This is a genomic window from Variovorax sp. R-27 (assembly GCF_049913215.1).
GTDB lineage: Bacteria > Pseudomonadota > Gammaproteobacteria > Burkholderiales > Burkholderiaceae_C > Variovorax.
The window spans coordinates 1548535-1572390 of sequence record NZ_CP183984.1; the positions used below are offsets into that span (position 1 = coordinate 1548535).

Here is a 23856-nt window from a genome sequence, read left to right on the forward strand (position 1 = left end):
AGATTTCGCTCCGCGCGACAACGCTTACGAAGAAATTATTCACGTGCCGCCGCGCCGCCCGCATGTTCCCCCGCGAAAGCGTAGGCCGGCCCCATGCGCTGCCGCTTGCAATGCTGAAGCGCGCGGCCGGCCGATTCGAGCAGGCCGGCCAGCGTGTCGCCGTCGGCGGGGTGGCAGGCAATGCCCATGCTGAGTTCGCCCCCTGCGAGCAGCCGGCCTTCGTAGGCCACCGGCCTGGCGCCTGCGGTCTCGATGCGGATGGCCATCTCCGCGAGCTTTTGCCGCGGCGGGCTGCCGACCAGAAGAATCGCGAACTCGTCGCTGCCGAGCCGGGCGACCATGTCGTCGGCGCGCACCTGCTCGCGCAGGCGCTGGGCGATGGCAGTCAGCACCGCGTCGCCACCCGCGCGGCCATGCCGCTCGTTCACGGCCTTGAAGCCGTTCAGGTCGATCACCATCAGCGAGAAAGGCCGGCCGTCGCGCAGCCATTCTTCGGCGCGGCTCTCGAAGCCGGTGCGGCTGGCGGCGCCGGTGAGAGCGTCGGTGCCCGAGTCTCCCGCCTTCTGCTGCACGCGTGCCTCGCCAGCGCCATCGCCCCGCAGGCGCATGCCGAGCGCGAAGATGAAAATCACCAGTTCGGCGATCATTGCGGCCTGCACCAGGTTCGGCTGGGGCGGCGCCCACGCCGGCCCGATCCAGGCCGACATCCGCGCGGTCGAGAGGCCGCCGAGCAGCAGTGCCGCGCCGGCCAGGAAGAGCGCCGCCGGCCACGGCTGGCGGCGCAGCACCTTCACAGCGCCTGCCGCGAGGATCACGGTGGAAGCCACCGCCAGCGCCTGCACCATGCGCAGCGTCCACAGGCGCTGCGTCTCGAGCGTGGCATAGAGCGTGGCGATCGCGAAGATGACCAGGGTTGCCCGCGCGACCCGGTCGAGCCGGGGCGAGAAATCTTCCAGCCGCAGCAATTGCCGCACGAACTGCAGCCGGCAGGCCGTCCACAACACCAGCGCTGCCGCGGGCCATTGCGCGAATTGCGTGGAAGGCGCGAGGCTGTTCAACCCGGCGAAGGCTGCCAGCGCGCACGCGCAGCTCAACGCGTACCAGCCGTGGATCTTCGTGCCGAACACCAGCAGCAGCACCAGGCCGCAGGTCGTCAGGCCAGCCAGCAGGCCGTAGCTCACGCCGTCGAACATCGAGGCCTCTTAGAACTCAGCGCCTTCGACCAGGAAGCGCAGCCTGCGCACGCCCTGCCATTCATCGGCATCGAGCCGGAACGCCAGCTTGACCTTCGGCGGCAGCGGCTCGGTGTGGCTGAACCAGATCGCGTCGATAGGCTGACCCTGGTGCCTGAGCTTGAGCGACAGGTGCTTCTCGCCCACCAGCCGCTGCGACACCACTTCCACCTCTTCGCTGAAGGTGGGCGGCGCAAAGCCCTGGCCCCACACCTCGCGGTGCAGCGTGTCGACGAGGTCGATGCGCATGTACTCGCGAGCTATCGGCCCGTCGGTCTCGATCTGCCGCGTGAGCTCGGCCTCGGCCAGCCATTCGCCGGCTACCTGCGCGAAGCCTTTTTCGAAAGTCTCGAAGTGCTCGCGCGCGACCGTGCAGCCGGCCGCCATCGCGTGGCCGCCGAAGCGCAGCAGCACGCCAGGGTGGCGCTTGGCCACGAGGTCGAGCGCGTCGCGCAGATGGAAGCCGGGAATCGAGCGGCCCGAGCCTTTCAGCTCCTGCTCCTTGCCCGGCGCGCCGCTCGCGGCGAAGACGAAAGTGGGGCGGTGAAAGCGGTCCTTGATGCGCGAGGCCACGATGCCCACCACGCCTTCATGAAAGCCCGCGTCGAACACGCTGATGGCCGGCGGCGGGGCTTCGATGCCTTCGCCATCGGTGGCGAACAGCGATTCGGCCAGCAGCAGCGCCTGGTCGCGCATGCCGCCCTCGATGTCGCGCCGCTCGCGGTTGATGCCGTCGAGCATGCGCGCAAGTTCTTCGGCGCGGCCTGCGTCGTCGGTCAGCAGGCACTCGATGCCCAGTGTCATGTCGGCCAGCCGGCCGGCGGCGTTGATGCGCGGGCCGAGTGCAAAGCCGAAGTCGAAAGTGGTGGCGGCCGAGGCATTGCGGCCCGCGGCCTTGAAGAGCGCCGCCACGCCGGCGGGCATCGTGCCGGCACGGATGCGGCGCAGGCCCTGCGCCACAAGGCGGCGGTTGTTGGCGTCGAGCTTCACCACGTCGGCCACGGTGCCGAGCGCCACAAGTGGCAGCAGCACATCGAGCTTGGGCTGCGTGGCCGTGTCGTACACGCCGCGCTTGCGCAACTCGGAGCGCAGTGCGAGCAGCACGTAGAACATCACACCGACACCGGCGATGCTCTTGCTCTCGAACTCGCAGCCGGGCTGGTTCGGGTTGACCAGCACGTCGGCCGTGGGCAGCTCGGGGCCGGGCAGGTGGTGGTCGGTCACCAGCACCTGCAGGCCGCGCACCTTGGCGGCCGCCACGCCTTCGACGCTGGCGATGCCGTTGTCGACGGTGATCAACATGTCGGCGCCGCTGTCGGCCACGCGCTCGGCGATAGGTGGCGTGAGGCCGTAGCCGTCGACCACGCGATCGGGCACGAGGTAGCTCACGTGCCTGGCGCCCAGCAGACGCAGGCCGCGCACGCCGACTGCGCAGGCGGTGGCGCCGTCGCAGTCGTAGTCGGCGACGATGCACAGGCGCTTGTCCTGCGCAATGGCGTCGGCCAGCAGCACTGCGGCCTCGTGCGTGCCGCGCAGCGTGTCGGGGAGCAGCAGGCGTGCGAGGCCGTCGTCGAGTTCTTCCTTGGCGCGCACACCGCGGGCGGCGAAGAGCCTTGCCAGCAGCGGATGCACGCCGGCCTGCTCCAGCGCCCAGACGGTGCGCGGGGGAATCTCCCTGGCGATGATCTTCATAGCGCCTCCAGCACTGTGGCGGCCCGCTTGCGGTCGAACAGGCTCCTGGCCCAGCCGGCCAGGCTGCGTGGCTGCACGGTGTAGCGCTGGGCTGTGCGGTCGCCGCACAGCGTGAGCGACACGGCGTCGCCGCGCGTGTAGTCGGCCAGAAGCGCGGCGACGGGGCCCGCGTCCAGCTCTTGCCAGGCGGCGGCCCAGGCCATGCCGTCGTCGCGTAAGGCGGCGATGCGCAGGGCGTCGCTCACTGTCGGTGCCGCGGCAGGTGCGGCTTCCTTGTTCAGCGCGCCGGTGCCGCTGAGCCAGAACGAATTGATGGGCGGCACGCCGCGCGCGGCGCGGTCGTCGTTCACGCGCTGCGTGTACAGCAGCATCTGCATTTCGTTCTGCAGCCGGCGCAGCGGCCGCGCGGCATCGGCCAGCGGCGACCATTGCGAGATCGGGTAGCCCACGGCGCGGTCGATGGAGGCGGTAGCCAGCCCGTCGAAGATGCGCGCGCGCGCCAGCCATCGGCCGGGCACGGGCGAGGGGTGCAGCACGATGCCGTCTTCCTCGAAGAAGGGGCGCGCGGCTTCCAGCAGGGCGGTCGATTCGTCGGCGTCGATTTCGATGGCGGCGGGGTCGCCCAGCACCACGTCGTCGATGCCGACCTGCCAGTTGCACAGCATGACGACGCCCCAGCCTTCGGTATCGCCGGGCGTGGCGATGCCCAGCCGCCGCGCATCGAGCGCGCCCCAGGGGATGCAGCCGTCGGCGGCGGAGATGCCCAGTGCCTGCGCCAGCGCGCGTTCATGCGGAGGCGAGCGCGTGCTTTCGTCCTGCGTGTCGGTGTCCGCGAGGGTGAGCCGCTGCAGCAGGGTTTCGAGATTGGGGAGCCGAAGCGTCGGCAGCGCCGCGCGGCATGCCGGGGAACCGCGGCCGGCAAAGGGGATCAACAAGTGACGTGGGGAGGTTTCGGCCATTCCCGTATTGTCCGGGAAGCCCCAAGGTCATCCGGAATGCCACAATTCCGCCCCTATGCGACTTCCTTATGAACTGCAGCTCGGCTGGCGCTACACGCGCGCAGGCCGGGCGACGCGGCGCAACGGCTTCATCTCCTTCATCTCCGGTGTCTCGATGCTCGGCATCGCGCTGGGCGTGGCGGCGCTGATCATTGTGCTCAGTGTGATGAACGGCTTCCAGAAGGAGGTGCGCGACCGCATGCTCGGCGTGGTGTCGCACATCGAGATCTTCTCGCGCGACGGGCAGGCGCTGCAAAGCCTCGACCAGATCATGGCCGCGGCGCGCAAGCACCCCGAAGTGGTCGGCGCAGCGCCTTTCATCAATACGCAGGCGCTCATTGCGCGCGGTGAGGACATGAAGGGCACGATCGTGCGCGGCATCGATCCCAAGCTCGAACCCGAGGTCACCGACATCAACGGCATCGCCTCGAAGGGCACCTTCGACAAGCTTGTGCCGGGCGAGTTCGGCATCGTGCTCGGCGCAGAACTGGCGCGTTCGCTCTTCGTGCAGCCGGGCGACCAGGTCACGCTGGTGGCGCCGGGCGGGCAGGTCACGCCGGCGGGCGTGGTGCCGCGGCTCAAGCAGTTCACCGTGGTCGGCACCTTCGACTCGGGCCACTACGAATACGACTCGGCGCTGGCCATGGTCCACGAGCAGGACGCGGCCAAGGTGTTCCGCCTCGAAGGGCCGACCGGCATCCGCCTGAAGCTCAAGAACCTCAACGAGGCACGCGACGTGGCCGACCAGCTGGCAGTGACCCTGCCGGGCGAGTTCCTCATTCGCGACTGGACGCGCCAGAACAAGACATGGTTCGCGGCCGTGCAGGTCGAGAAACGCATGATGTTCATCATCCTCACGCTGATCGTGGCGGTGGCGGCCTTCAACCTCGTCTCCACGCTGGTGATGACCGTGACCGACAAGCGCGCCGACATCGCCATCCTGCGCACGCTGGGCAGCTCGCCGCGCAGCATCATGGGCATCTTCGTGGTGCAGGGCGCGATGGTGGGCGTGATCGGCACCGTGGCCGGACTGCTGCTGGGGCTTGGCATTGCCTACAACATCGACGTGATCGTGCCCTTCCTGGAGCAGCTGTTCCACGCGAGCTTCCTGCCCAAGGACATCTACCTGATCAGCAAGATGCCGAGCGATCCGCAGCGCAGCGACATCATGCCCATTGCAATCATCTCCCTCGTGCTGGCCTTCCTGGCCACGCTGTACCCGAGCTGGCGCGCCAGCCGCGTGAACCCTGCCGAGGCCTTGCGCTATGAGTGAAGTCGTATTGAAGGCCCGAGGCCTGACCAAGCGCTTCCACGAAGGCCGGCTCGACCTGACCGTGCTGCACGGCGTGGACCTCGACGTGCATGCCGGCGAAACGTTGGCAATCGTCGGCGCCTCGGGCTCCGGCAAGAGCACGCTGTTGCATTTGATGGGCGGGCTCGACGAGCCCACGGCCGGCAAGGTCGAACTGCTGGGCAAGGACATCGCGCATGCCGATGCGGCGGAGCAGGGGCGGCTGCGCAACCAGCACCTGGGCTTCGTCTACCAGTTCCATCACCTGCTGCCCGAGTTCAGCGCACTCGACAACGTGGCCATGCCGCTGAAGATCCGGCGCGTGGAGCCCCATGCGGCCGCGCAGTCGGCCACGAAGATCCTCGAAAGCGTGGGGCTGGGCCAGCGCCTGCATCACCGGCCGGCCGAGCTGTCGGGCGGCGAGCGCCAGCGGGTTGCGATTGCGCGCGCACTGGTCACGAAACCGGCCTGCGTGCTGGCAGACGAGCCTACTGGCAACCTCGACCGCAGCACAGCGGACACGGTGTTCGAACTGATGCTCGAACTTGCGCACCGGCATGGCACTGCGTTCGTGATGGTCACGCATGACCAGGATCTGGCGAAGCGGTGCGATCGGGTGTTGCAGTTGGTGGCGGGGCGGCTGGCGGGCTAGACAGCCAGCAGTTCGGTCATTTCTTCCTGTTGCCGCACATCCAGCGGCAGCACGCACAACACCTTTCCACCCAGCGTGAGCACAAGGCCGAGCCGGCCGCCAATCTGCATCACCTGGCAGACCACGCGCGGTGCATCAGGCCTTGGGGCAGCCGTTGCCGACACTGCGACAGCACGCGTCGGCGGCTGCCGCAGCATCGCAAGCAGCGTTCGTGCATCGCAGTCGCTCAGCGCCTGCCGATACACATGGAAGGCCGCTTCCGAGGCGCTTTCTGTTCCGTCCTTGTCCTGCCGAAGACGCAGCAGCGCCCGATGCAACTGCTGCCGGCAAGCCGCCTCAGTCTTGCCGCTGGCCTGGGCAATTTCCTTGAAGCTGGCTTCGAATACTTCGCGCAGCAGCACCGCGGCGCCGTCCGCTGGCGACAGCCTCGCGGCGATCAGACGCAGCGCCCGCTCGATGGATTCGGCCTGCGCCGCATCCACTTCCGCCGAAGGTGCCTCGGGCGCAAGCCCTTCGGCATCCCGCAGCCACCGCTGCATCCAGTTCTCCCGCCGCAACTTGTCGATGGCAAGGTTCTGCATCACCGTCGTCAGCCAGGCCTGCACCGAGTCGGGCTCGGGCATGCCGCCAGCCTCGAGCGCGCGCAGGTAGCTTTCCTGCACTACGTCCTCGGCATCCGCCGGGCCACCCAGCATTCGCGCCGCCGCGCGAACCAGCCGGCTTCGCAGCGCCGGGAATTGCGAGAGATAGCGTTCATCGAGCATCGCCGCAGCTTGCCATAGCGCGCAATGTCACGAAACTGTGGGCTTGTTCGTCAAGACAGTTCAACCACAGGAGCTTTCTCCATGCAGCCCATGTTTTCAATGGAATCCGACGACGACACCAAGCCCGCCGCAACCGCCGAGCCGCGCAACTCCTACCTGGAGGAGAAGGCGTTCAAGTCGCGCACGCTGCTGATCTTCGGCACCATCAGCGACTCAGTGGCGGCCGATGTGACGCGCCGGCTCATCGCGCTGGACGCCGACAGCCCCGACAAGCCCATCGACATCCTCGTGAGTTCGCCGGGCGGGCATCTGGAGTCGGGCGATGCCATCCACGACATCGTGCGTTTCATCAGCGCGCCGGTGAACATGATCGGCACTGGCTGGGTCGGCAGTGCGGCCACGCACCTGTTCCTGGCGGCGCCGCGCGAGCGCCGCGTGTGCCTGCCGAACACGCGCTTCCTGATCCACCAGCCCAGCGGCGGCGCGGGCGGGCAGGCGACCGACATCGCCATCCAGGCGCAGGAAATCATCAAGGCCCGCCAGCGCATCGCGCACGAGATCGCGCGCGAGACCGGCAAGCCCATCGACGTGGTGCTGGCCGACATCGAGCGTGACCGCTGGCTCTCGGCCACGGAGGCCGTCGAATATGGATTGGTCTCGCGCATCATCCAGCGCAAGACCGAACTGCAGGCCTGATCAGGCCTTGGGCTTGTAGGCGACCACGTCGATCTCTACCTTGGCGTCGACCATCAGCCGCGCCTCGGTCGTCGAGCGCGCCGGCTTGTTTTCACCGAAGTAGCTCATGTAGATGCGGTTGAAGGCACCAAAGTCGCGCGCGTCCTGCAGCCAGACGGTGCTCTTGCACACGTCGTCGAGCGTGGCGCCGGCCAGCGCGAGCACGGTCTTGAGGTTTTCCATCACCTGGCGCGTCTGCGCCTCGATGCCGCCCACCACGATCTCGCCGTCCTTGTTGGCGGGCACCTGGCCCGACACATAGACGAAGTCGCCGGCGCGCACGGCCGGGGAGAAGGGGCGAACCTGGCGGTCGGAGGCAAGGGGCGGGGCGCCGAGGTATTCGAGAGGCATGGGAGGGCTCCTGGGGTTGAAGTGAACGATGGAAGGGGGATTGGCGAGTATCCATCCAATCTGAAAATCTATTTCAGAAAAACCCTTTATCGAGGGTTAACACGGATGATTTGGCATGAATACTGCTTCAAAGTCCGGGCCGAAGAGAAATTTTCTTTCACAAACTCGCCCGCCTCATGAAGGAGTTCCCCATGCCCCACGTCGGTCTTGTCCAGCGCCTGCCCATGCTGTCGAAGCGCAGCCTGCTGGGCGCTTCCCTGCTCGCGATGCTGTGCGCCGCGCTGCCCTACCAGAGCGCCCAGGCCCAGGGCCCGCGCAACTTCGCCACGCTGGCGATGGTGGCCGAGCCGCAGACGCTCGACCCGATGGCCTCGACTGCCGACCTGGTCGGAACCATCATGCAGCACGTGTACGAGACGCTCTACACCTTCGACGCCAAGTGGAACGTGGTGCCGATGCTGGCCGAAGGCATGCCGAAGATCTCGGCCGACGGCAAGACCTACGCCATCACCCTGCGCAAGGGCGTCATGCTGCACAACGGCCGCGAACTCACGGCTGACGATGTGGTGGCCAGCCTGCAGCGCTGGATGGAACAGTCGCCGCGCGGCAAGGCCGTGGGCAAGGAAATCGACAGCCTCAAGGCCAAGGGCCCGCTGGCGGTCGAGGTGGTGCTGAAGGAGCCCTATGCACCGCTGCTCTCGCAGCTCGCGCTGCCCAGCGGCATGGCCGCCATCATGGCCAAGGACTCCATCGCCTCGCCGCTGAAGGACTTCGTCGGCACCGGCCCCTACAAGTTCAAGGAGCGCCGCCCCGACCAGTTCGTGCTGCTCACGCGCTTCGACAAGTACACGGCGCGCAAGGAGCCCGCGAGCGGCTACGGCGGCAAGCGCGAAGCGGCCATCGAGGAGCTGCGCTTCGTGCCCGTGCCCAACGCCAGCACGCGCGTCGAAGGCGCGCTGGCCGGCCAGTACGACTTTGCCGACCTGCTGCCGGTGGAAGCACTGCCGCGCCTGGAAAAGTCCGGCGGCAAGACCGTGCCGATCATGACGCCCTCGTTCGGCTTCCCCTACCTCGTGCTCAACACCAAGGAAGGCGTGGCCGCCAGCCAGCCGGTGCGCCAGGCGATCCAGACCGCGCTGGGCGAAGGCGAAATGCTCGCGGCCGGCTTCGGCGACACGCGCTTCTTCGTGGCCGAGGGCAACCACTTCCCCAAGGGCTCGCCGTTCTATTCGACGGCCGGTGCCGACCAGTACAACCAGCGCAACGCCGCCAAGGCCAAGGAGGCTGCGGCCAAGGCCGGCTACAAGGGCGAGCCGATCCGCGTGCTCACCAGCCGCCAGTACGACTTTCACTACAACATGGCGCTGCTGATGGCCGAGCAGCTCAAGCGCGCCGGCTTCAAGGTCGACCTCAACGTGGTCGACTGGGCCACGCTGGTGCAGCGCCGCAACGACGCCAAGCTGTGGGACATCTACGTCACCCATTCGGGCCAGTTCCCCGAGCCGATGCTCTCGCCGCCGCAACTCGGCGACGGCGCGCCCGGCTGGTGGGACACGCCCGCGAAGAAGTCGGCGCTGCAGGCCTTCAATGTCGAGAGCGACCCGGCCAAGCGCGGCGCGCTGTGGGGCAAGGTGCAGCAGGTCGTCTATGACGAAGTGCCGTACATCAACGTCGGCAAGTTCAACGGCCTCTCGGCCAAGAGCCCGGCGCTGGACAACTACACGCCCGCGACCTGGCCGTTCTTCTGGAACGCGAAGATCAAGTAAGGCAGGGATACCAGCCATGCCATCGCGTCGCCAACTTCTGCAAGCCAGCGCACTGGCCTCCGGCCTCGGAGCCCTCGGCCTCACGGCCTCCACCGTTCAAGCCGCAACCTCCGGCCCGGTCTACGCCTACGTCGGCACCTACAGCGACGGCGGCAAGCCGTGGCGCGGCGGCCGCGGACTGGGTGTGCACCAGTTCGTGCTCGACAGCGCCACCGGTGCGCTCAAGCCCATCCCCGGCGCGCCGCCGGCCGTGACCAGTGCGGGCGAGGGCGCGAAGCTGCGCAACCCCGCGTCGCTCGCGCGCCACCCGAAGCTGCCGATGCTCTATGCGGCCAACGAGTTCGAGGCCGGCTCGGTCTCGGCCTTCCGCATCGGTGCAGATGGCGCGCTGTCGTTCGTCTCCGAGACGGCCTGCGGCGGCAAGGACCCGGCCTACATCAGCGTGCATCCCGATGGCCGCTTCCTGTTCACGGCCAACTACGCCAGCGGCGACGTCAGCGTGATCGCGCTGCGCGCCGACGGCACGCCCGATGCCGGCACCCCCGCAGTCGTCTACAAGGACGTCGAGGCCTGCGGCGCATCCACGCCCTGCAAGCCCGGCGCCGACGTGGTGCCGGCAGCCGCGCGCTCGCACGAAGGCTTTGCCACCAGCGACCACGACGGCCCGCACGCGCACATGGTGCACGCCGACCCGAAGGGCAATTTCGTGCTGGTGGCCGACCTCGGGCTGGACCGCGTCATCTCCTACCGCTTCGACCGCATCACCGGCGTGCTGAGCCAGCCGAGCACGGTGGCCGTGTCGGAAAGCTCGGGCGCGCGCCACTTCGTGTTCCACCCGAACGGCAAGTGGCTCTACCTGGTGAACGAAGAAGCATCGACCATCGCCTTCATGCGCTACGACAACGCCACCGGCGTGCTCACGCTGGTGAGCGAAACCTCGGCGCTGCCCAAGGGCTTCAAGGGCACCAGCTACGCATCGGGCATCCGCATGCTGCCGGACGGCCAGCACTTCGTGTCGCTCAACCGCCTGCACGACTCGATCTCGCTCTTCAAGATCGACGCACGCACCGGCGCGCCCACGCTGGTGCTCGAGGAATGGTCGCGCGGCAACTACCCGCGCAGCTGCACGCTCGACCCGAGCGGCAGGTTCCTCTACGTGTGCCACAACAAGCAGGGCGACAACGTCACCGTCTTCCGCGTGCAGGGCGGCGACATCAAGTTCACCGGCCAGTACGTTGCAGTGGGCAGCGCCGCCGCCATCGAGTTTTCCGCGTGATGAAGAAATCGATGTTCCGCTACATCGCCTCCCGCGCCGCGGGCATGCTCGTCGTGCTCGCCATCGTGGCGGTGCTCGTCTTCGTGCTCACGCGTGCGGCCTCGGGCGATCCGGTTTCGGTGCTGCTGGGCGACCAGGCCACCGCGGCCGACATCGCCCGCGTGCAGAAGGAGTACGGCCTCGACAAGCCGCTGCCCGTGCAGTTCGGCTATTGGCTGCGCGAGGTGCTGCAGGGCAACCTCGGCACTTCGATCTTCCTGCAGCGCCCCGTGACGCAGGCGCTGTGGGAGCGCTCCGAACCCACCACGCTGCTTGCGCTGATGGCGGTGGCCATCGCGGCGCTGATCGGCGTGCCGTGCGGCATCGTCTCCGCCGTGTTCCGCGGGCGCGCGGTCGACCAGCTATTCACCGGCATCGCGATGCTGGGCGCGAGCATTCCGAGCTTCTGGCTCGGCATCGTGCTGATCCAGATCTTTGCCGTGTCCTTCGGCTGGTTCCCGGTGTCGGGCTACGGCGCGCCCGATGCGGCGCTGGCCGAGCGGCTGCATTCGCTGGTGCTGCCGGCGACGGTGCTGGGCCTGCTGAACTCCGCGCTCATCATCCGCTTCACGCGCGCCTCCATGCTCGACGTGCTCGGTGAAGACTATGTGCGCACCGCGCGTTCCAAGGGCCTGAGCGAAAGCACGGTGGTGCTCAAGCACGCGCTGCGCAATGCGCTGGTGCCCATCGTCACGGTGATCGGTCTCACGGTGGCGCTGATGATCGGCGGCGCCGTCATCACCGAGACCGTGTTCGGCCTGCCCGGCGTGGGCAACCTCGTGGTCAGTGCCGTGCTGCGGCGCGACTACCCCGTCATTCAAGGTGCGCTGCTCGTGATCGCCGCGATCTATGTGCTCATCAATTTCTCGATCGACCTGCTGTATGCGGTGGTCGATCCGCGCGTGAAGGTCTGAGCGATGCGTATGCCCCGAATGCTCCGTCAGCTGATGCATCGCCGCATCGTGATGGTTTCCGCCCTGGTGCTGCTGGTGATCGCGGTGCTCGCGATCGGCGCGCCGCTGTTCGCCTCCATCGACCCCAACGACACGGCCGTGCTGGAGCGCCTGAAGGCGCCGAGCGCCGAGCATCTGCTCGGCACCGACGAACTGGGCCGTGACCTGTATTCGCGCATCGTGCACGGCGCGCGCTACTCGCTGGCCATCGCGGCGCTCACCGCGCTGGGCGCGGTCATCGCCGGCACGGTGCTGGGCCTGATGGCCGGCTTCTTCCGCCGGCTCGACGCGCCGTTGATGCGAGTGGTCGACGCGATGATGTCCTTCCCCGACATCCTGCTGGCCATCGCGCTGGTGGCCATCCTCGGGCCGTCATTGATGAACACCGTGCTCGCGCTGGTGCTGGTCTACACGCCGCGCGTGGCGCGGGTAGTGCGGGCCTCGACGCTGGTGGTGCGCGAACTGCTGTTCGTCGAGGCCGTGCGTGCGCTGGGCGTGCGCACCTCGCGCATCCTGTGGCGGCACATCTTGCCGAACCTGATGTCGCCGATCCTCGTGCAGGTGTCGTTCATCTTCGCGTACGCGATCCTGGCGGAGGCGGGCCTTTCGTTCCTCGGCGTCGGCGTGCCGCCCGAGATCCCGACCTGGGGCACCATGGTCGCGGGCAGCCAGCAGTACGCGCACCAGGCCTTCTGGGTAGTGCTGTTCCCGGGGCTCGCGATCATCTTCACGGCGCTGTCGCTGCAACTGCTGGGCGACGGTGTGCGCGACCTGCTCGACCCGAAGCTCAAGAAGACATCGTGATGACGAACGCCAATCAAACACCACGTCTCACGGTCAGCAACCTGAGCACCAGCTTCCCCACCGAAGACGGCCTCGTGCGTTCGGTGGCCGACGTGAGCTTCTCCATCCAGCCGGGCAAGACGACCGCGCTGGTCGGCGAATCGGGTTCGGGCAAGTCGGTCACCAGCCTCACGCTGATGCGCCTGCTGCCCAAGACCGCGAACGCGCAGGTCAGCGGCAGCGCCTCGTTCGTGACGCGCGAAGGCAAGACGCTCGACCTGCTGCAGATCGGCGAACGCGAGATGCGCTCGCTGCGCGGCAACCAGCTGTCGATGATCTTCCAGGAGCCGATGACCAGCCTGAACCCGGTGTTCACCATCGGCGAGCAGATTGCGGAAAGCGTGCGCCTGCACAAGGGCCTCGACCGCAAGGCGGCGCTGGCCCATGCTCTGCGCATGCTGGAGCTGGTCGAGATACCGGCCGCCGCGCAGCGCATTCACGAGTATCCGCACCAGCTCTCGGGCGGCATGCGCCAGCGCGTGATGATCGCGCTGGCCATGGCCTGCGACCCGACGCTGCTGATTGCCGACGAGCCCACCACCGCGCTCGACGTGACCATCCAGGCGCAGATCCTCGAGCTCATGCGCCGGCTGCAGGCCGAGACGGGCATGAGCATCCTCTTCATCACGCACAACCTCGGCGTGGTCGCGCACCATGCGGACGACGTGGTGGTGCTGTATGCGGGCCGCGTGGTCGAAAGCGCACCGGTTCGGCCGCTGTTCGCGCAGCCCGAGCATCCGTACACGCAGGGCTTGCTGGCCTGCCTGCCGGGCAAGGCGCGCCTGCCCGGCCAGCCCAAGCCCAAGCGCCTGTTCGCCATTCGCGGCCAGGTGTCGAGTCCGCTGGCACCGCCGCCGGGCTGCGCCTTCGAGCCGCGCTGCGATCTCGCGCTGGCCGGCTGCACCGCCGGGATGCCGCCGCTGATCGAAACGCACCACGGCCGCCAGGCGCGCTGCATCCGTGTGCAGCCGGCGCAACCACTCGTGAGGGTCGCATGACCGCTGTTTCTTCCTCTTCTCCACTCATCGAAGTCCGCGGACTCAAGAAATACTTCGGCAGCAGCGACCGCCCGGTGCGCGCGGTCGACGACGTGTCGTTCGCGATCCAGCCCGGTGAAACGCTGGGCCTGGTGGGCGAATCGGGCTCGGGCAAGAGCACCATCGGCCGCACCGTGCTGCGACTGCTCGAACGCACCAGCGGGCAAGTGCTGTACCGCGGCGACGACATCGGCACGCTGTCGGGCGAGCGCATGCGCAAGCTGCGCAGCAAGCTGCAGATCATCTTCCAGGACCCGTACGCCAGCCTGAACCCCAAGATGCGCATCAGCGCGATCCTCGGCGAGGCGCTGTCCACCCATGGCTTGCACAAGGGCGCGGCGGCGCGCGACAAGCGCATTGCCGAGCTGCTCGAGACCGTGGGCCTGCGCGCCGAGCATGCGAGCCGCTTTCCGCACGAGTTCTCGGGCGGGCAGCGCCAGCGCATCGGCGTGGCGCGCGCGCTGGCCGTGGAGCCCGAATTCATCGTGGCCGACGAGCCCTTGTCGGCGCTCGACGTGTCCATTCAGTCGCAGGTCATCAATCTGCTGGCCGACCTGCGCGAGCGGCTGGGCCTGACGATGCTCTTCATCTCGCACGACCTCGACGTGGTCGAGTACCTGTGCGACCGCGTGGTGGTGCTGTACCTGGGCAAGGTGATGGAAGTCGCCACCACCGAAGAGCTGTTCGCGCGGCCCTCGCATCCCTACACACAGGCGCTGCTGGCCGCGAGCCCGAAGCCCGACCCCGAGGTGGCGACCGAGCGCATTGCGCTGAAGGGCGACATTCCCAGCCCCATCTCGCCACCCTCGGGCTGCGTGTTTCGCACGCGCTGCCCGCATGCCATCGAGGCCTGCGCGCTGACTGTGCCGCCGCTCGAAGAAATTTCGGCAGGACACTACAGCGCCTGCATCCGCAAAGAACTGCTCTCCAACATTGCCGCATGACCATGACCGACAAAGCCGTCGCCGCCAACGATTTCAACGACCCGCTGCTGGGCAGCAACTTCAAGGGCTACCCGCGCACCCAGGCGCCGCGCCGCCGCAGCGAGATCGGCGCCGCCGGATGGAACGTGCTCGCCGGTGACCTGCCGCTGCCGCTGGCCGTGCTCAAGCGCGAGGCGCTCGAACACAACCTCGCCTGGATGCAGTCGCGCGTGCGCGAATGGGGCATCGACCTCGCGCCGCATGGCAAGACCACCATGTCGCCGCAGCTCTTCCAGCGCCAGCTCGACGCCGGTGCCTGGGGCCTGACCTTCGCCACCGTCACGCAGCTGGCCGTGGGCGTGGCGGCCGGCGCGCGCCGCACGGTCATCGCCAACCAGGTGGTGAGCGACGAAGACCTCGCGGGCATCCAGATGCTGCTGAGCGAGCATGTCGACCTGCGCATCGTGTTCCTGGTCGATTCGCTGGCGCAGCTCGCGCTGATAGAGGACTGGGCGAAGCGCCACCCCGCGAGCGTGCCTTTCGAGGTGATGATCGAGATCGGCGTCGACGGCGCGCGCACCGGCTGCCGTACGCACGAGCAAGCCGTGGAGCTGGCCACACGGCTGCGCGCGAGCGATGCGGTCAAGCTCGTGGGCATCGAGTGCTACGAAGGGCAGGGCGCCACCGGCCAGAGCGAGCCCGATGCGGCCTACGCGAAGACGCTGATGGACCGTGTGGAAGCTGTGGCACGCCACTGCGACACCAACAAGCTTTTCGAGACCGACGAGGTGCTGGTTTCGGCCGGTGGCTCGGCCATCTTCGACCTCGTGGCAGGGCGCCTGAAGCCCGCGCTCGGCGCGCCGGTGCGCGGCCTGCTGCGCTCGGGCTGCTACGTCACGCACGACCATGGCTTCTACAAGCGCATGGTGAGCGCGGTCGATGAGCGCCTGGGCTGCGGCTGTGGCGAGAGCCTGGTGCCGGCGATGGAAGTCTGGGCCACGGTGCAATCGCGCCCCGAGCCGGGCCTGGCGATTCTTGCGGTCGGCAAGCGCGACATTTCCTTCGATCTCTCGCTGCCCGTGCCCATCGCGCGCGCGGCGCGCGGCGTGTTGCAGCCGCAGGCCGTGCCCGCGGGCTGGAAGATCACCGCGCTCAACGACCAGCACGCCTACCTGCGCTGGGACGCGAGCGAGGAAGCCGAAGCGCCCAAGGTCGGCGACCGGGTCGGCCTCGGCATTTCGCACCCCTGCACCACCTTCGACAAATGGCACTGGATGCCCGTGGTCGAGAACGACTACCGCGTGAGCGATGCCGTCGCCATGCACTTCTGAGCACGCTGCGATGACACCCTCCCTGCTTCAGAAAATCGCGCAGATCCGCAGCGACGCCCCGGCGACGCGGCGCGCGATTCTCGACCTGATCCTCGAAGACCCCGACCGTGTGCTCGAAGAGAGCTTCGAGCAGCTGGCCGAGCGCTCGCGCAGCTCGGTGCCTACCATCATGCGCACTTGCCGCGACCTCGGCTTTGCCGGTCTGCGCGAATTCAAGCTCGCGCTCGCGCAGGAGCTGGCGCTCGGTGGCTCGCCGCTGCACCGCCGCGTGAACATCGAGGACGCGGCCGACGAAGTGGTCGGCAAGATCGCGCGCAGCGCGGCGGCATCGGTCTCGGGCGTGCGCGGCCAACTCGACATGCAGGTGCTCGACGGCGCCGTGGCGGCGATTGCGGCGGCGCCGCACGTGGACTTGTACGGCGCGGGCGCGACCTCGTGGTTCATGGCCAACGACCTGCAGGCGCGGCTCTTCAGGCTCGGCCTGTCGGCCAATGCCTGGGCCGACTACCACCTGCAGCAGGTGGCCGGCGCGGCGCAGCGGCCGGGCGGCGTGGTCATCGCCATCTCGCACGTGGGCGGCATGCCCTCGCTGCTCGACGCAGTGGACATCGCGCGCGGGCAGGGCGCCAAGGTGGTTGCGCTGACGCGGCCCGGCACGGCGCTCGCGGCCAAGGCCGACTTTCTGCTCGGCCTGTCGGTGCCCGATGACGCGGTGATGCACGTGGGCATCGATGCCTACCTGACGCACCTCACTGCCATCGAGATCCTTACCGTGCTCGTGGCCCAGCGCCGCGGCGAGCCCGCCGTGCAGCGCCTTCAGCGCGCGCGCGAAGCCTTCCAGCGCCACGGCATCGACGCCACCACGCACCCGCTGCAAAGCTGGGACGGCGGCGGCATCAACAGTAACAAGGGAGCCGCATCGTGAGTGCGACGACAGGCAAGGCCATCCTGCTCGAAGCTGGCCTGGTGGTCGACGGCTCGGGCGGCCCTTCGTGGCCCGGCGACGTACTGCTGCAGGGCGACCGCATCGTCGCGCTCGGCGAAGGCCTGCGCGAGCGGCTGCCCGATGGCCTCGCGCTGGCCGACGTCGAGATCGTCGACTGCCGCGCCAAGGTCATCGCCCCTGGCTTCATCGACGCGCACACGCACGACGACGCCATCGTGCTGCGCGACCCGCTGTGCTTGCCCAAGGTGTCGCAGGGCATCACCACGGTGGTGACGGGCAACTGCGGCATTTCGCTCGCGCCCTACCGCACGCCGCAGTCGCTGCCGCCGCTCACGCTGCTGGGCGCCGATTCGTTCAAGCACGCGACCATGGCGGAGTACCGCGCGGCGGTCGACGCGACGCAGCCTGCGCTCAACGTGGCAGCGCTGGTCGGTCACACCACACTGCGCTTCGCCACCATGGAAGCGCTGGACCGCCCCGCCAGCGCCGATGAGATGGCGCGCATGGAAGCGCTGCTCGACAGCTGCATGGCCGACGGTGCGCACGGCATGTCGTCGGGCCTGTTCTACGAAGAGGCCTTTGCTGCGCCCGCCGAAGAAGTGACGGCGCTGGCGCGCGTCGTGGCACGCCATGGCGGCGTGTACGCCACGCACCTGCGCAGCGAGATGCAGCAGATCATCGAGGCGCTGCACGAGGCTGGCGACTCGGCTTTCAATGCCGGCGTGCCGCTCGTCATTTCGCACCACAAGTGCGCCGGCCCCGCCAACTGGGGCCGCACGAAGGAGACGCTGCCGCTGATCGAGTCGCTGGCGCAGCGCCAGAAGATCGCGATGGACGTGTACCCCTACGTGGCCGGCTCGACCGTGCTGCGCGAGGACCTTGTCGATGGCGTGATCGACGTGCTGCTCACTTGGTCCGACCCGCATCCGGAGATGACGGGGCGCCTTGTCTCCGACATCGCGCGCGAGTGGGGCGTCACCGAGCAGGAGGCCTGCCTGCGCCTGAAGCCGGGCGGCGCCTGCTACTTCCAGATGCAGGAGGAAGACGTGGAGCGCGTCATCGCGCATCCGCTCACCATGATAGGCAGCGACGGCCTGCCGCACGACCGGCATCCGCATCCGCGCCTGTGGGGGGCTTTCCCTCGCGTGTTTGCGCGCTACTGGCGCCAGCGCAGGCTGTTCACGCTGGAGCAGGCCGTGCACAAGATGACCGGCATGACCGCGCGCAACCTGCGCATCGCCGACCGCGGATTGCTGCGCACCAGCGCGATGGCCGACGTGGTGGTGTTCGACCCCGAGACCATCGCCGACACCGCGACCTACGACCAGCCGCACGGCGTGAGCCTGGGTGTGGAGCGCGTGTTCGTGAACGGCGTGCTGGCCTACCGCGGCGGCGAGGCCGAAGCACGGGTGCTGGCGCGCGCGGGGCGGATGCTCACGCGCGGGAGCTGATCAGGCGAACACCAGGCAGGCTGGCGTCGGCACTTGTGCCACCTGCACCGGCTGGTCCAGCTTGCCGTTCGCGGGGTCGATGCGCAGGCGCAGGATGGCGTCGCCTTTCTGGCTGAGCGCGTAGAGGTGACTGCCACTGGGCGCCATCGCGAGCGCGCGAGGGAAGCGTAGGCCTTCGCTCCAGTGCTGCAGCGGTGTCAGCGTGCCGCTGGTTGCATCGACGCGGAATGCTGCAATGCTGTCGGCCAGCGGATGCTCCGACTTCAGCCGGCGGTTGCTCGCGTAGAGAAACTGCCCCGAGGGATGCATCACCAGCGCCGCCGAGTTTTTCTGGCCGGTGAAGTCTTGCGGCACTGTCGAGATCCGCTGGCGTTGTCCATCTATCAGGCCGCTGGCCGCGTCGTAGCCGAAGCAGGCGACTGTGGCGTCGAGTTCGTTCACCAGGTACAGGATGCGTTGCGACGGATGCAGCGCCAGGTGGCGCGGGCCGCTGCCGGGCTGCGTGGCAGTGCGGCCGACCAGTGCCAGCTTGCCGTCGGTGAGCGTGAAGACGTTGATGCGGTCGCTGCCGAGGTCGGTGGCTAGCACGCGCTGGCCCGAGGCGTCGAACTGCACCATGTGCGGGTGTGGCGACTCCTGCCGTTCGGTGTCGGGGCCGGAGCCGGTTTCCTTCTCAATGCTCGATACCTTGCCGAGCTTGCCGTCCGCACTGATCGGCAACACGTTGTAGGCGCCACCGCCATACAGCGCCACCACCAGCGCGCGGCCATCCGGCGACACGGCCAGATGTGCCGGGATCACGCCGGAGAGTGACAGCGGCTGGCGGTTGATCAGTGTCAGGCGGCCACTGCGCTCATCGATGGCATAGGCTTCGGCTGTTCCGGTGGGCAGGCCCTGGTAGGTGTCGATCTCGTTGATCGCGTACAGGAAGCGCTGGCTGGGGTGCACGGCGAGAAACGAGGGGTTCGCGCTTGGGACCGCTTGCACTTGCGTCCAGGCACCGTCGTTGATGGCGAGCACATAGATGCCCTTCGATGCTGGTCCGCCGGCTGTGCCGCCCGGTGCGTCGCTGGTGTAGGTGCCGACATAGGCGAAACGCGGTGTGAGTGTGCTGCGACTGGTGGCTGCGGCGTCTGGGGTTTGCGCGTTGGCAGGCAGCCATGGCGTCAGGGCACCAAGGGCGGAGGTGCCGCCGATCCATTGCATGACTGTGCGGCGTTGGGGGCGATGTGTCATGAGATTCCTCTTGTGATTTGGCTCAGTGGTTGCTGTTCAGGGTGTGTGCGAATGACACCGGGTACTCCCCTCCGCGAATGTCCCCCGGCCTTCGGCCTCCTCCTTTATTTCGCTGCGGGGAGCACCCGATGCCATTCGCACATGGGCGCAGCCGTTGTGCTGGCCGATCAACCAGTGCTCTGAACGATCACGTCGATGGGGTGCCTTGCGCAGCGAAATAAAGGAGGAGGCCGCAGGTCGGGGGACATTCGCGGAGCAAGGTACCCCGTCGGCGTGATCGCGCCCCAAACAAGAGCGATGGCTCATCTCAAGGCCGTACAGACATTGCATGGTGAAAGATGTTGTTCGGGTCATACCGACGCTTCACCTTCCGCAGGAAGTCATAGAGCCCCTGGTCGCCGTAGTAGAGCTGCGACCAGAAAGGGTAGGCCAGCATGTCGCTGTCCGGGTAGTTGATGTAGCAGCCCTCGTAGCGCTCGCCGGGGTAAGGGGTGCCGGCGTAGCGCTCGGGTACGTCGGGCGTGCCGTACACGTCGCGGTAGAAATCGCCGATCCAGCGCAGGTGGCCGGCATCGTCCTTCGCATCGCGCCAGTAGGTCTGGTACTGCAGCTTCATGATCGAAGCGCGCTGCGGCACCGCCGTGTCGTTGATGCGCTCGGGCTTGTTGACGGCGCCGCCGTACGAATCCACCTGCACCAGCGACTGGCTGAGATCGACACCCGGTATCACGCGCGTCAGGTGCGTGTAGATGCGCTGCGCCTCGCGGGCGCTGAAGTTCTGCTTCATGTAGGCCGACTTGTATTTGCCGCGCTGGTTGTCGCCCGAGCCGTTGAGGTACTGGGTGGCCGTGAGCCAGTCGTAGCGTGTCACCGTGTGCGGCTTGGAGCACAGCAACTGCCCCGCGTCGCGTTGCGGGGCCGGGCCCACGCCCGGCGGCCGGCCCTTGGCGGGCACCGGCGCGCAGGCGCGAAAGCGATCGAGGAATTCGTTGAGCACCGTGAGGTCGTTGCAGGTGCCGTCGGGGTTGCAGAACTGCGTCAGCATCACGATCTGGCCCGACGAGCGATGCGTGAGCTTGAGCAGCGAGAACATGCCCCAGGTGTCCGGCGACTTGCCGCGGGTCGCCCAGTATTCGCCGTAGGTGGAGAGCAGGGTGGCAAAGCGCTCGGGCGTCATGGTGGCCCAGTCGAAGGCGACCACCGCCAGCGCAACCTCGCGCGGCGCGGGCGGCAGGGTGTCGAACACGTAGCTGGTGATCGCGCCGAAGTTGCCGCCGCCCGCGCCACGGCATGCGCGGAACAGATCGGGCTCGCGGCGCGCATCCACGGTGCGCGGCACCACCTTGCCGCGGGAGTCGACCGTAAGGATGTCGACGGCGGAAAGCCAATCGACCGTCAGCCCCTGCAGGCGCGACAGCAGGCCGTAGCCGCCGCCGCAGATGTGCCCGCCCGCGCCGACCGAATAGCAGGAGCCGCCGGGCAGCGTGACGTTGCTGCGCTTGTACAGGTCGAGGTATTCGCTCCAGTTCTGCGTGCCGGGGCCGACACGGTAGCGCCCGTCGCCGCTGGCGGGGCTCGCCTGGTTGAGCAGGCTCAGGTCGAGGATCGCGCCGTTGGGGTTGTTGGAGACGAAGTCTTCATAACAATGCCCACCACTGCGCAACGTGGGCCGAAGGCCTGCATCGACGATGCGCTGCAGGGCGGCGGCCGCATCGCCGGCGTTCTCCGCCAGTTCGATGCGCGAAGCGGCGTCTGACTCCGTTGCAGGCCATCGCAGGTTGAAACCCTTTTTCAGGGTGTTGTAGCGAGCATCCTGGCGTGTCACGGTGATGGTCATGGGCACTTTCTGATGGTCGTCTTGCGACGGTGAGCGGGAAGCAGGCGCCTGAAATGAAAGACTTTTTCTTAATTTCCTTGATTTGACGAAAATATCGCGCTACGCCGCCTATATTGACGTCAATTATTGGATTGTTTGAAAGATATTTTCATAAGGACAACCCCGAATCGGTGCCCCTCAAAGTCAGGGGCCGCGGTACCGGCACTGCGTCGTATCCAGTTGGATATGACCCCACGACCCCTAAAGTTCTAACGCTCCCGGCAAAAATCGGTCAAACTGACGCACTCACCGGCCGTCGAATTCCGACTTGGAGCAAAGATGGACAAGGACGCTGAAGGCCTTGGCGCCGATTTCGAGCTGTGGCAGCAGCTCACTGACGACTACGAAGCAGCATTGGGCGCACTGGCCCGGGGTGAGCCGGGTGCGCGGGAGCGAGTGCTCCGGTTGTCGCTGGCGCTGCGGCAATTGCATCCGGACCTGTCCCCCGTCGACGACAACAGCTAGGACGAAGCTCGCGCTCAGTTGCTCGCCGGCTCCTCTTCTTCCCCCTCCGCCTGCGCCTGGAACATCCGCGTGAAGTCGCAGCATTCCTGCGCCAGCATCACGATGGACGAGGTCAACGCGCTGCGGTGCTCGCCCTTGTGCATCGCCACGTAGCGCACCACGGGCAAGGCTGGCGTCACGTCGATCACCGTAAGCATCCCCGCCGCCACCAGCGGCTGCAGGCACTCGCGCGGCAGGTAGCTCACGCCCAGCCCCGACACGGTGAGCCCGGTCAGCGCCACCAGGTTGCTCACCACGATCACGTTGGCGGGCTGCACGCCTTGCTCTTTCATCCACGCGTCGTAGGCGCGGCCCGTGCCCGAGTTGTTGCCCTGCACCAGCATGCGATGGCGCGCCAGTTCGTGCAGTCGCACGGTGCCGCCGGCCGGCACCACGCCGGGCTTGCACATCCACGCGCTCTTCACCTGGCCGATGACCTTGTGCGGCAGGCGCGAGTCGGCAAAGGTGTCGGGCACGATGACCAGGTCGAGCTCGTCAGCCAGCAGCTTGTCGCGCAGCTGCAGGCTGTCGTCCACGTCGGGCTCGAGGATCACCTTGGGGTAGTGCTGCTGGATGAGGCCCACCAGCCGTGGCAACCACGTCATCGCGGTGAGCTCGGTCACGCCGACGCGGATACGGCGTTCCACCACGCCGGGCTTGCCGAACTGCTCGACGGCGGCGTCGCGCTGCTCCAGCAGCTTCCGGGCGAGCACGAACATCTCTTCGCCCTTCTCGGTGAGCCGCGCGGCGCGCTGGCTGCGGTCGAACAGCTCGGTGTCGAACAGCTGCTCCAGCTCGTGCACCCGCTTGGAGATGGCCGACTGCGAGGTGTTGAGCTGGTTGGCCGCCTGCGCGAAGCCGCCGAGCCGGGCGATCCAATACAGGGCTTCGAGTTGCTTGAAGGTCATCACGGTGCGTTGCTCCTGTGAAGGCTGACTGAAAGAACGCTTTTATTCATGCGATTCGATCACAAAAAATCGCTTTTAGAAATTCATTGCGAGGCAGAAGATTCGCCAAAACCACCGCGTTCGACCAACGTCATCGACTCTTCAAGGAACTCTCCATGGACTTCAAGAAACTGCCCCTCGCGCTCGGACTTGTCTTTGCCTTCACCTGCGGCGCCGCCAGTGCCCAGGACGGCGGCACGCTGCAGAAGATCAAGGAGAGCGGCACGATCCAGATCGGCGCGCGCGACAGCCAGATCCCGTTCTCGTACAAGCTCAGCGCCGACAGCGCGCCCATCGGCTTCACCAACGACATCTGCCTGAAGATCGTCGACGCCGTGAAGGCCAAGCTGGGCCTGGCCAAGATCGAGGTGCGCTACACCATGCTCAACTCGACCAACCGCATTCCGCTGCTGCAGAACGGTACCGTCGACCTCGACTGCGCCACCACCACAAACACCACGCAGCGCCAGCAGCAAGTCGACTTCGCGCCCAGCCACTTCGTCACCAACATCACCGCCGCCGTGAAGAAGGCTTCGGGCATCAATGCACTGGGCGACCTCAACGGCAAGAACGTGGCCACCGTCTCGGGCAGCACCTCGATCCAGTTGCTGCGCGGCGCGCGCAAGAGCGGCACCATCGAAGTGAACGAGATCGCCGGCAAGGACACGTCCGACGGCTTCCTGCTGCTGTCCACCGGCCGCGCCGACGCCTATGTGCTCGACGACGTGCAGCTCGCCGGCATGATCGCCAGCGCGACCAACCCGGGCGACTACAAGATCCTGAAGGAATCGCTGCGCCAGGAGCCCTACGGGATCATGCTGCGCAAGGACGACCCGCAGTTCAAGGCACTCGTCGACGAGACCGTCACGGGCCTGATGAAGTCGGGCGCCATCGAGCAGCTCTACACCAAGTGGTTCCTGTCGCCGATCCCGCCGAAGAACGCGAACCTCAACTTCCCGATGACGGATGCGGTGCGCGAGATCTACAAGAACCCGAACAACAAGGGCGTCTGA

The 23856-nt window shown here is 67.4% G+C and carries 22 protein-coding genes; 14 read left to right on the plus strand and 8 right to left on the minus strand.

Going from position 1 to position 23856, the window contains the following annotated elements:
- Nucleotides 1-35: 35 nt before the first annotated feature.
- The 3 genes from ACN9MV_RS06900 to ACN9MV_RS06910 are packed head-to-tail and all read right to left on the minus strand — an operon-like array spanning nt 36 to nt 3883.
- A complete protein-coding gene (locus ACN9MV_RS06900; protein ID WP_426391672.1) occupies nt 36-1193 on the minus strand; it encodes a diguanylate cyclase domain-containing protein in 1158 nt (385 codons plus the stop codon).
- 9 nt (nt 1194-1202) lie between these two features.
- Nucleotides 1203-2924, minus strand: coding sequence for a single-stranded-DNA-specific exonuclease RecJ (gene recJ / locus ACN9MV_RS06905; RefSeq protein WP_093075836.1), 1722 nt, complete (start codon nt 2922-2924; stop codon nt 1203-1205).
- Entirely contained in the window at nt 2921-3883 is a 963-nt protein-coding gene (locus tag ACN9MV_RS06910) for a hypothetical protein (RefSeq protein WP_426391673.1), read from the minus strand. The genes recJ and ACN9MV_RS06910 overlap by 4 nt, the downstream gene beginning before the upstream one ends.
- Before the next feature lie 55 nt (nt 3884-3938).
- On the opposite strand from ACN9MV_RS06910, the gene ACN9MV_RS06915 reads away from it, so the two are divergent.
- Both ACN9MV_RS06915 and lolD read left to right on the plus strand, forming a co-directional pair.
- On the plus strand, nt 3939-5195 hold the full coding sequence (locus tag ACN9MV_RS06915; protein WP_093048715.1) for a lipoprotein-releasing ABC transporter permease subunit: 1257 nt from the start codon (nt 3939-3941) through the stop codon (nt 5193-5195).
- Complete coding sequence (gene lolD / locus ACN9MV_RS06920; RefSeq protein ID WP_093048718.1) at nt 5188-5865, plus strand: lipoprotein-releasing ABC transporter ATP-binding protein LolD; 678 nt, start codon at nt 5188-5190, stop codon at nt 5863-5865. The genes ACN9MV_RS06915 and lolD overlap by 8 nt, the downstream gene beginning before the upstream one ends.
- On the opposite strand, the gene ACN9MV_RS06925 is transcribed toward lolD, so the two are convergent.
- Nucleotides 5862-6629: a sigma-70 family RNA polymerase sigma factor gene (locus ACN9MV_RS06925; protein ID WP_426391674.1), complete on the minus strand. Its 768-nt coding sequence runs from the start codon at nt 6627-6629 to the stop codon at nt 5862-5864. The genes lolD and ACN9MV_RS06925 overlap by 4 nt on opposite strands.
- Before the next feature lie 81 nt (nt 6630-6710).
- Between ACN9MV_RS06925 and ACN9MV_RS06930 the strand changes: the two genes are divergently transcribed.
- Nucleotides 6711-7325, plus strand: a complete 615-nt coding sequence (locus tag ACN9MV_RS06930; protein ID WP_371127339.1) for an ATP-dependent Clp protease proteolytic subunit — start codon at nt 6711-6713, stop codon at nt 7323-7325.
- Here the strand turns inward: ACN9MV_RS06930 and ACN9MV_RS06935 are convergent, their stop codons facing one another.
- Nucleotides 7326-7715, minus strand: a complete 390-nt coding sequence (locus ACN9MV_RS06935) for a RidA family protein (protein ID WP_093048728.1) — start codon at nt 7713-7715, stop codon at nt 7326-7328.
- A 191-nt stretch (nt 7716-7906) separates the two neighbouring features.
- Here ACN9MV_RS06935 and ACN9MV_RS06940 point away from each other — a divergent pair, with 191 nt between their 5' ends.
- Genes ACN9MV_RS06940 through ACN9MV_RS06980 form a run of 9 tightly spaced genes read left to right on the plus strand, consistent with a single transcriptional unit; the run spans nt 7907 to nt 18280 of the window.
- Nucleotides 7907-9481, plus strand: coding sequence for an ABC transporter substrate-binding protein (locus ACN9MV_RS06940; protein WP_093075832.1), 1575 nt, complete (start codon nt 7907-7909; stop codon nt 9479-9481).
- A gap of 16 nt (nt 9482-9497) precedes the next feature.
- Nucleotides 9498-10757: a lactonase family protein gene (locus ACN9MV_RS06945; protein ID WP_426391675.1), complete on the plus strand. Its 1260-nt coding sequence runs from the start codon at nt 9498-9500 to the stop codon at nt 10755-10757.
- 11 nt (nt 10758-10768) lie between these two features.
- Nucleotides 10769-11710, plus strand: coding sequence for an ABC transporter permease (locus tag ACN9MV_RS06950; RefSeq protein WP_093050319.1), 942 nt, complete (start codon nt 10769-10771; stop codon nt 11708-11710).
- Between the two features lie 3 nt (nt 11711-11713).
- Complete coding sequence (locus ACN9MV_RS06955) at nt 11714-12553, plus strand: ABC transporter permease (protein WP_093048736.1); 840 nt, start codon at nt 11714-11716, stop codon at nt 12551-12553.
- A complete protein-coding gene (locus ACN9MV_RS06960) occupies nt 12553-13590 on the plus strand; it encodes an ABC transporter ATP-binding protein (RefSeq protein ID WP_093048739.1) in 1038 nt (345 codons plus the stop codon). Before ACN9MV_RS06955 ends, ACN9MV_RS06960 begins: the two co-directional genes overlap by 1 nt.
- Entirely contained in the window at nt 13587-14573 is a 987-nt protein-coding gene (locus ACN9MV_RS06965; protein ID WP_426391677.1) for an ABC transporter ATP-binding protein, read from the plus strand. The genes ACN9MV_RS06960 and ACN9MV_RS06965 overlap by 4 nt, the downstream gene beginning before the upstream one ends.
- A gap of 2 nt (nt 14574-14575) precedes the next feature.
- On the plus strand, nt 14576-15883 hold the full coding sequence (locus ACN9MV_RS06970) for an amino acid deaminase (RefSeq protein ID WP_256216702.1): 1308 nt from the start codon (nt 14576-14578) through the stop codon (nt 15881-15883).
- Nucleotides 15884-15893: 10 nt separating this feature from the next.
- Nucleotides 15894-16808 carry a MurR/RpiR family transcriptional regulator gene (locus tag ACN9MV_RS06975; protein WP_093048748.1) on the plus strand — a complete coding sequence of 305 codons (915 nt, stop codon included), beginning with the start codon at nt 15894-15896 and terminating at the stop codon, nt 16806-16808.
- Nucleotides 16805-18280: an N-acyl-D-amino-acid deacylase family protein gene (locus tag ACN9MV_RS06980; protein ID WP_426391678.1), complete on the plus strand. Its 1476-nt coding sequence runs from the start codon at nt 16805-16807 to the stop codon at nt 18278-18280. Before ACN9MV_RS06975 ends, ACN9MV_RS06980 begins: the two co-directional genes overlap by 4 nt.
- Here ACN9MV_RS06980 and ACN9MV_RS06985 read toward each other — a convergent pair whose 3' ends face one another.
- Both ACN9MV_RS06985 and ACN9MV_RS06990 read right to left on the minus strand, forming a co-directional pair.
- Nucleotides 18281-19516, minus strand: coding sequence for a lactonase family protein (locus ACN9MV_RS06985; protein WP_426391679.1), 1236 nt, complete (start codon nt 19514-19516; stop codon nt 18281-18283).
- A gap of 307 nt (nt 19517-19823) precedes the next feature.
- A complete protein-coding gene (locus ACN9MV_RS06990; RefSeq protein WP_426391680.1) occupies nt 19824-21353 on the minus strand; it encodes an FAD-binding protein in 1530 nt (509 codons plus the stop codon).
- A gap of 318 nt (nt 21354-21671) precedes the next feature.
- Between ACN9MV_RS06990 and ACN9MV_RS06995 the strand changes: the two genes are divergently transcribed.
- Entirely contained in the window at nt 21672-21857 is a 186-nt protein-coding gene (locus tag ACN9MV_RS06995) for a hypothetical protein (RefSeq protein ID WP_093048758.1), read from the plus strand.
- Between the two features lie 14 nt (nt 21858-21871).
- Here ACN9MV_RS06995 and ACN9MV_RS07000 read toward each other — a convergent pair whose 3' ends face one another.
- Nucleotides 21872-22804 (minus strand): LysR family transcriptional regulator, encoded by a 933-nt coding sequence (locus ACN9MV_RS07000; protein WP_426391681.1) that lies wholly within the window; start codon nt 22802-22804, stop codon nt 21872-21874.
- Between the two features lie 155 nt (nt 22805-22959).
- Between ACN9MV_RS07000 and ACN9MV_RS07005 the strand changes: the two genes are divergently transcribed.
- Nucleotides 22960-23856: a transporter substrate-binding domain-containing protein gene (locus tag ACN9MV_RS07005; protein ID WP_097199933.1), complete on the plus strand. Its 897-nt coding sequence runs from the start codon at nt 22960-22962 to the stop codon at nt 23854-23856.

What these genes read in the sequence shown, in the direction of transcription:
- lolD (WP_093048718.1), top strand. Translation starts at nt 5,188, where the DNA reads ATGAGTGAAGTCGTATTGAAGGCCCGAGGCCTGACCAAGCGCTTCCAC.
- ACN9MV_RS06950 (WP_093050319.1), top strand. Translation starts at nt 10,769, where the DNA reads ATGTTCCGCTACATCGCCTCCCGCGCCGCGGGCATGCTCGTCGTGCTC.
- ACN9MV_RS06930 (WP_371127339.1), top strand. Translation starts at nt 6,711, where the DNA reads ATGCAGCCCATGTTTTCAATGGAATCCGACGACGACACCAAGCCCGCC.
- ACN9MV_RS06975 (WP_093048748.1), top strand. Translation starts at nt 15,894, where the DNA reads ATGACACCCTCCCTGCTTCAGAAAATCGCGCAGATCCGCAGCGACGCC.
- ACN9MV_RS06985 (WP_426391679.1), bottom strand. Translation starts at nt 19,516, where the DNA reads ATGACACATCGCCCCCAACGCCGCACAGTCATGCAATGGATCGGCGGC.
- ACN9MV_RS06925 (WP_426391674.1), bottom strand. Translation starts at nt 6,629, where the DNA reads ATGCTCGATGAACGCTATCTCTCGCAATTCCCGGCGCTGCGAAGCCGG.
- ACN9MV_RS06910 (WP_426391673.1), bottom strand. Translation starts at nt 3,883, where the DNA reads ATGGCCGAAACCTCCCCACGTCACTTGTTGATCCCCTTTGCCGGCCGC.
- ACN9MV_RS06970 (WP_256216702.1), top strand. Translation starts at nt 14,576, where the DNA reads ATGACCGACAAAGCCGTCGCCGCCAACGATTTCAACGACCCGCTGCTG.
- ACN9MV_RS06955 (WP_093048736.1), top strand. Translation starts at nt 11,714, where the DNA reads ATGCGTATGCCCCGAATGCTCCGTCAGCTGATGCATCGCCGCATCGTG.
- ACN9MV_RS06960 (WP_093048739.1), top strand. Translation starts at nt 12,553, where the DNA reads ATGACGAACGCCAATCAAACACCACGTCTCACGGTCAGCAACCTGAGC.
- ACN9MV_RS06935 (WP_093048728.1), bottom strand. Translation starts at nt 7,715, where the DNA reads ATGCCTCTCGAATACCTCGGCGCCCCGCCCCTTGCCTCCGACCGCCAG.
- ACN9MV_RS06945 (WP_426391675.1), top strand. Translation starts at nt 9,498, where the DNA reads ATGCCATCGCGTCGCCAACTTCTGCAAGCCAGCGCACTGGCCTCCGGC.
- ACN9MV_RS07005 (WP_097199933.1), top strand. Translation starts at nt 22,960, where the DNA reads ATGGACTTCAAGAAACTGCCCCTCGCGCTCGGACTTGTCTTTGCCTTC.
- ACN9MV_RS06940 (WP_093075832.1), top strand. Translation starts at nt 7,907, where the DNA reads ATGCCCCACGTCGGTCTTGTCCAGCGCCTGCCCATGCTGTCGAAGCGC.
- ACN9MV_RS06995 (WP_093048758.1), top strand. Translation starts at nt 21,672, where the DNA reads ATGGACAAGGACGCTGAAGGCCTTGGCGCCGATTTCGAGCTGTGGCAG.
- ACN9MV_RS06900 (WP_426391672.1), bottom strand. Translation starts at nt 1,193, where the DNA reads ATGTTCGACGGCGTGAGCTACGGCCTGCTGGCTGGCCTGACGACCTGC.
- ACN9MV_RS06990 (WP_426391680.1), bottom strand. Translation starts at nt 21,353, where the DNA reads ATGACCATCACCGTGACACGCCAGGATGCTCGCTACAACACCCTGAAA.
- recJ (WP_093075836.1), bottom strand. Translation starts at nt 2,924, where the DNA reads ATGAAGATCATCGCCAGGGAGATTCCCCCGCGCACCGTCTGGGCGCTG.
- ACN9MV_RS07000 (WP_426391681.1), bottom strand. Translation starts at nt 22,804, where the DNA reads ATGACCTTCAAGCAACTCGAAGCCCTGTATTGGATCGCCCGGCTCGGC.
- ACN9MV_RS06965 (WP_426391677.1), top strand. Translation starts at nt 13,587, where the DNA reads ATGACCGCTGTTTCTTCCTCTTCTCCACTCATCGAAGTCCGCGGACTC.
- ACN9MV_RS06915 (WP_093048715.1), top strand. Translation starts at nt 3,939, where the DNA reads ATGCGACTTCCTTATGAACTGCAGCTCGGCTGGCGCTACACGCGCGCA.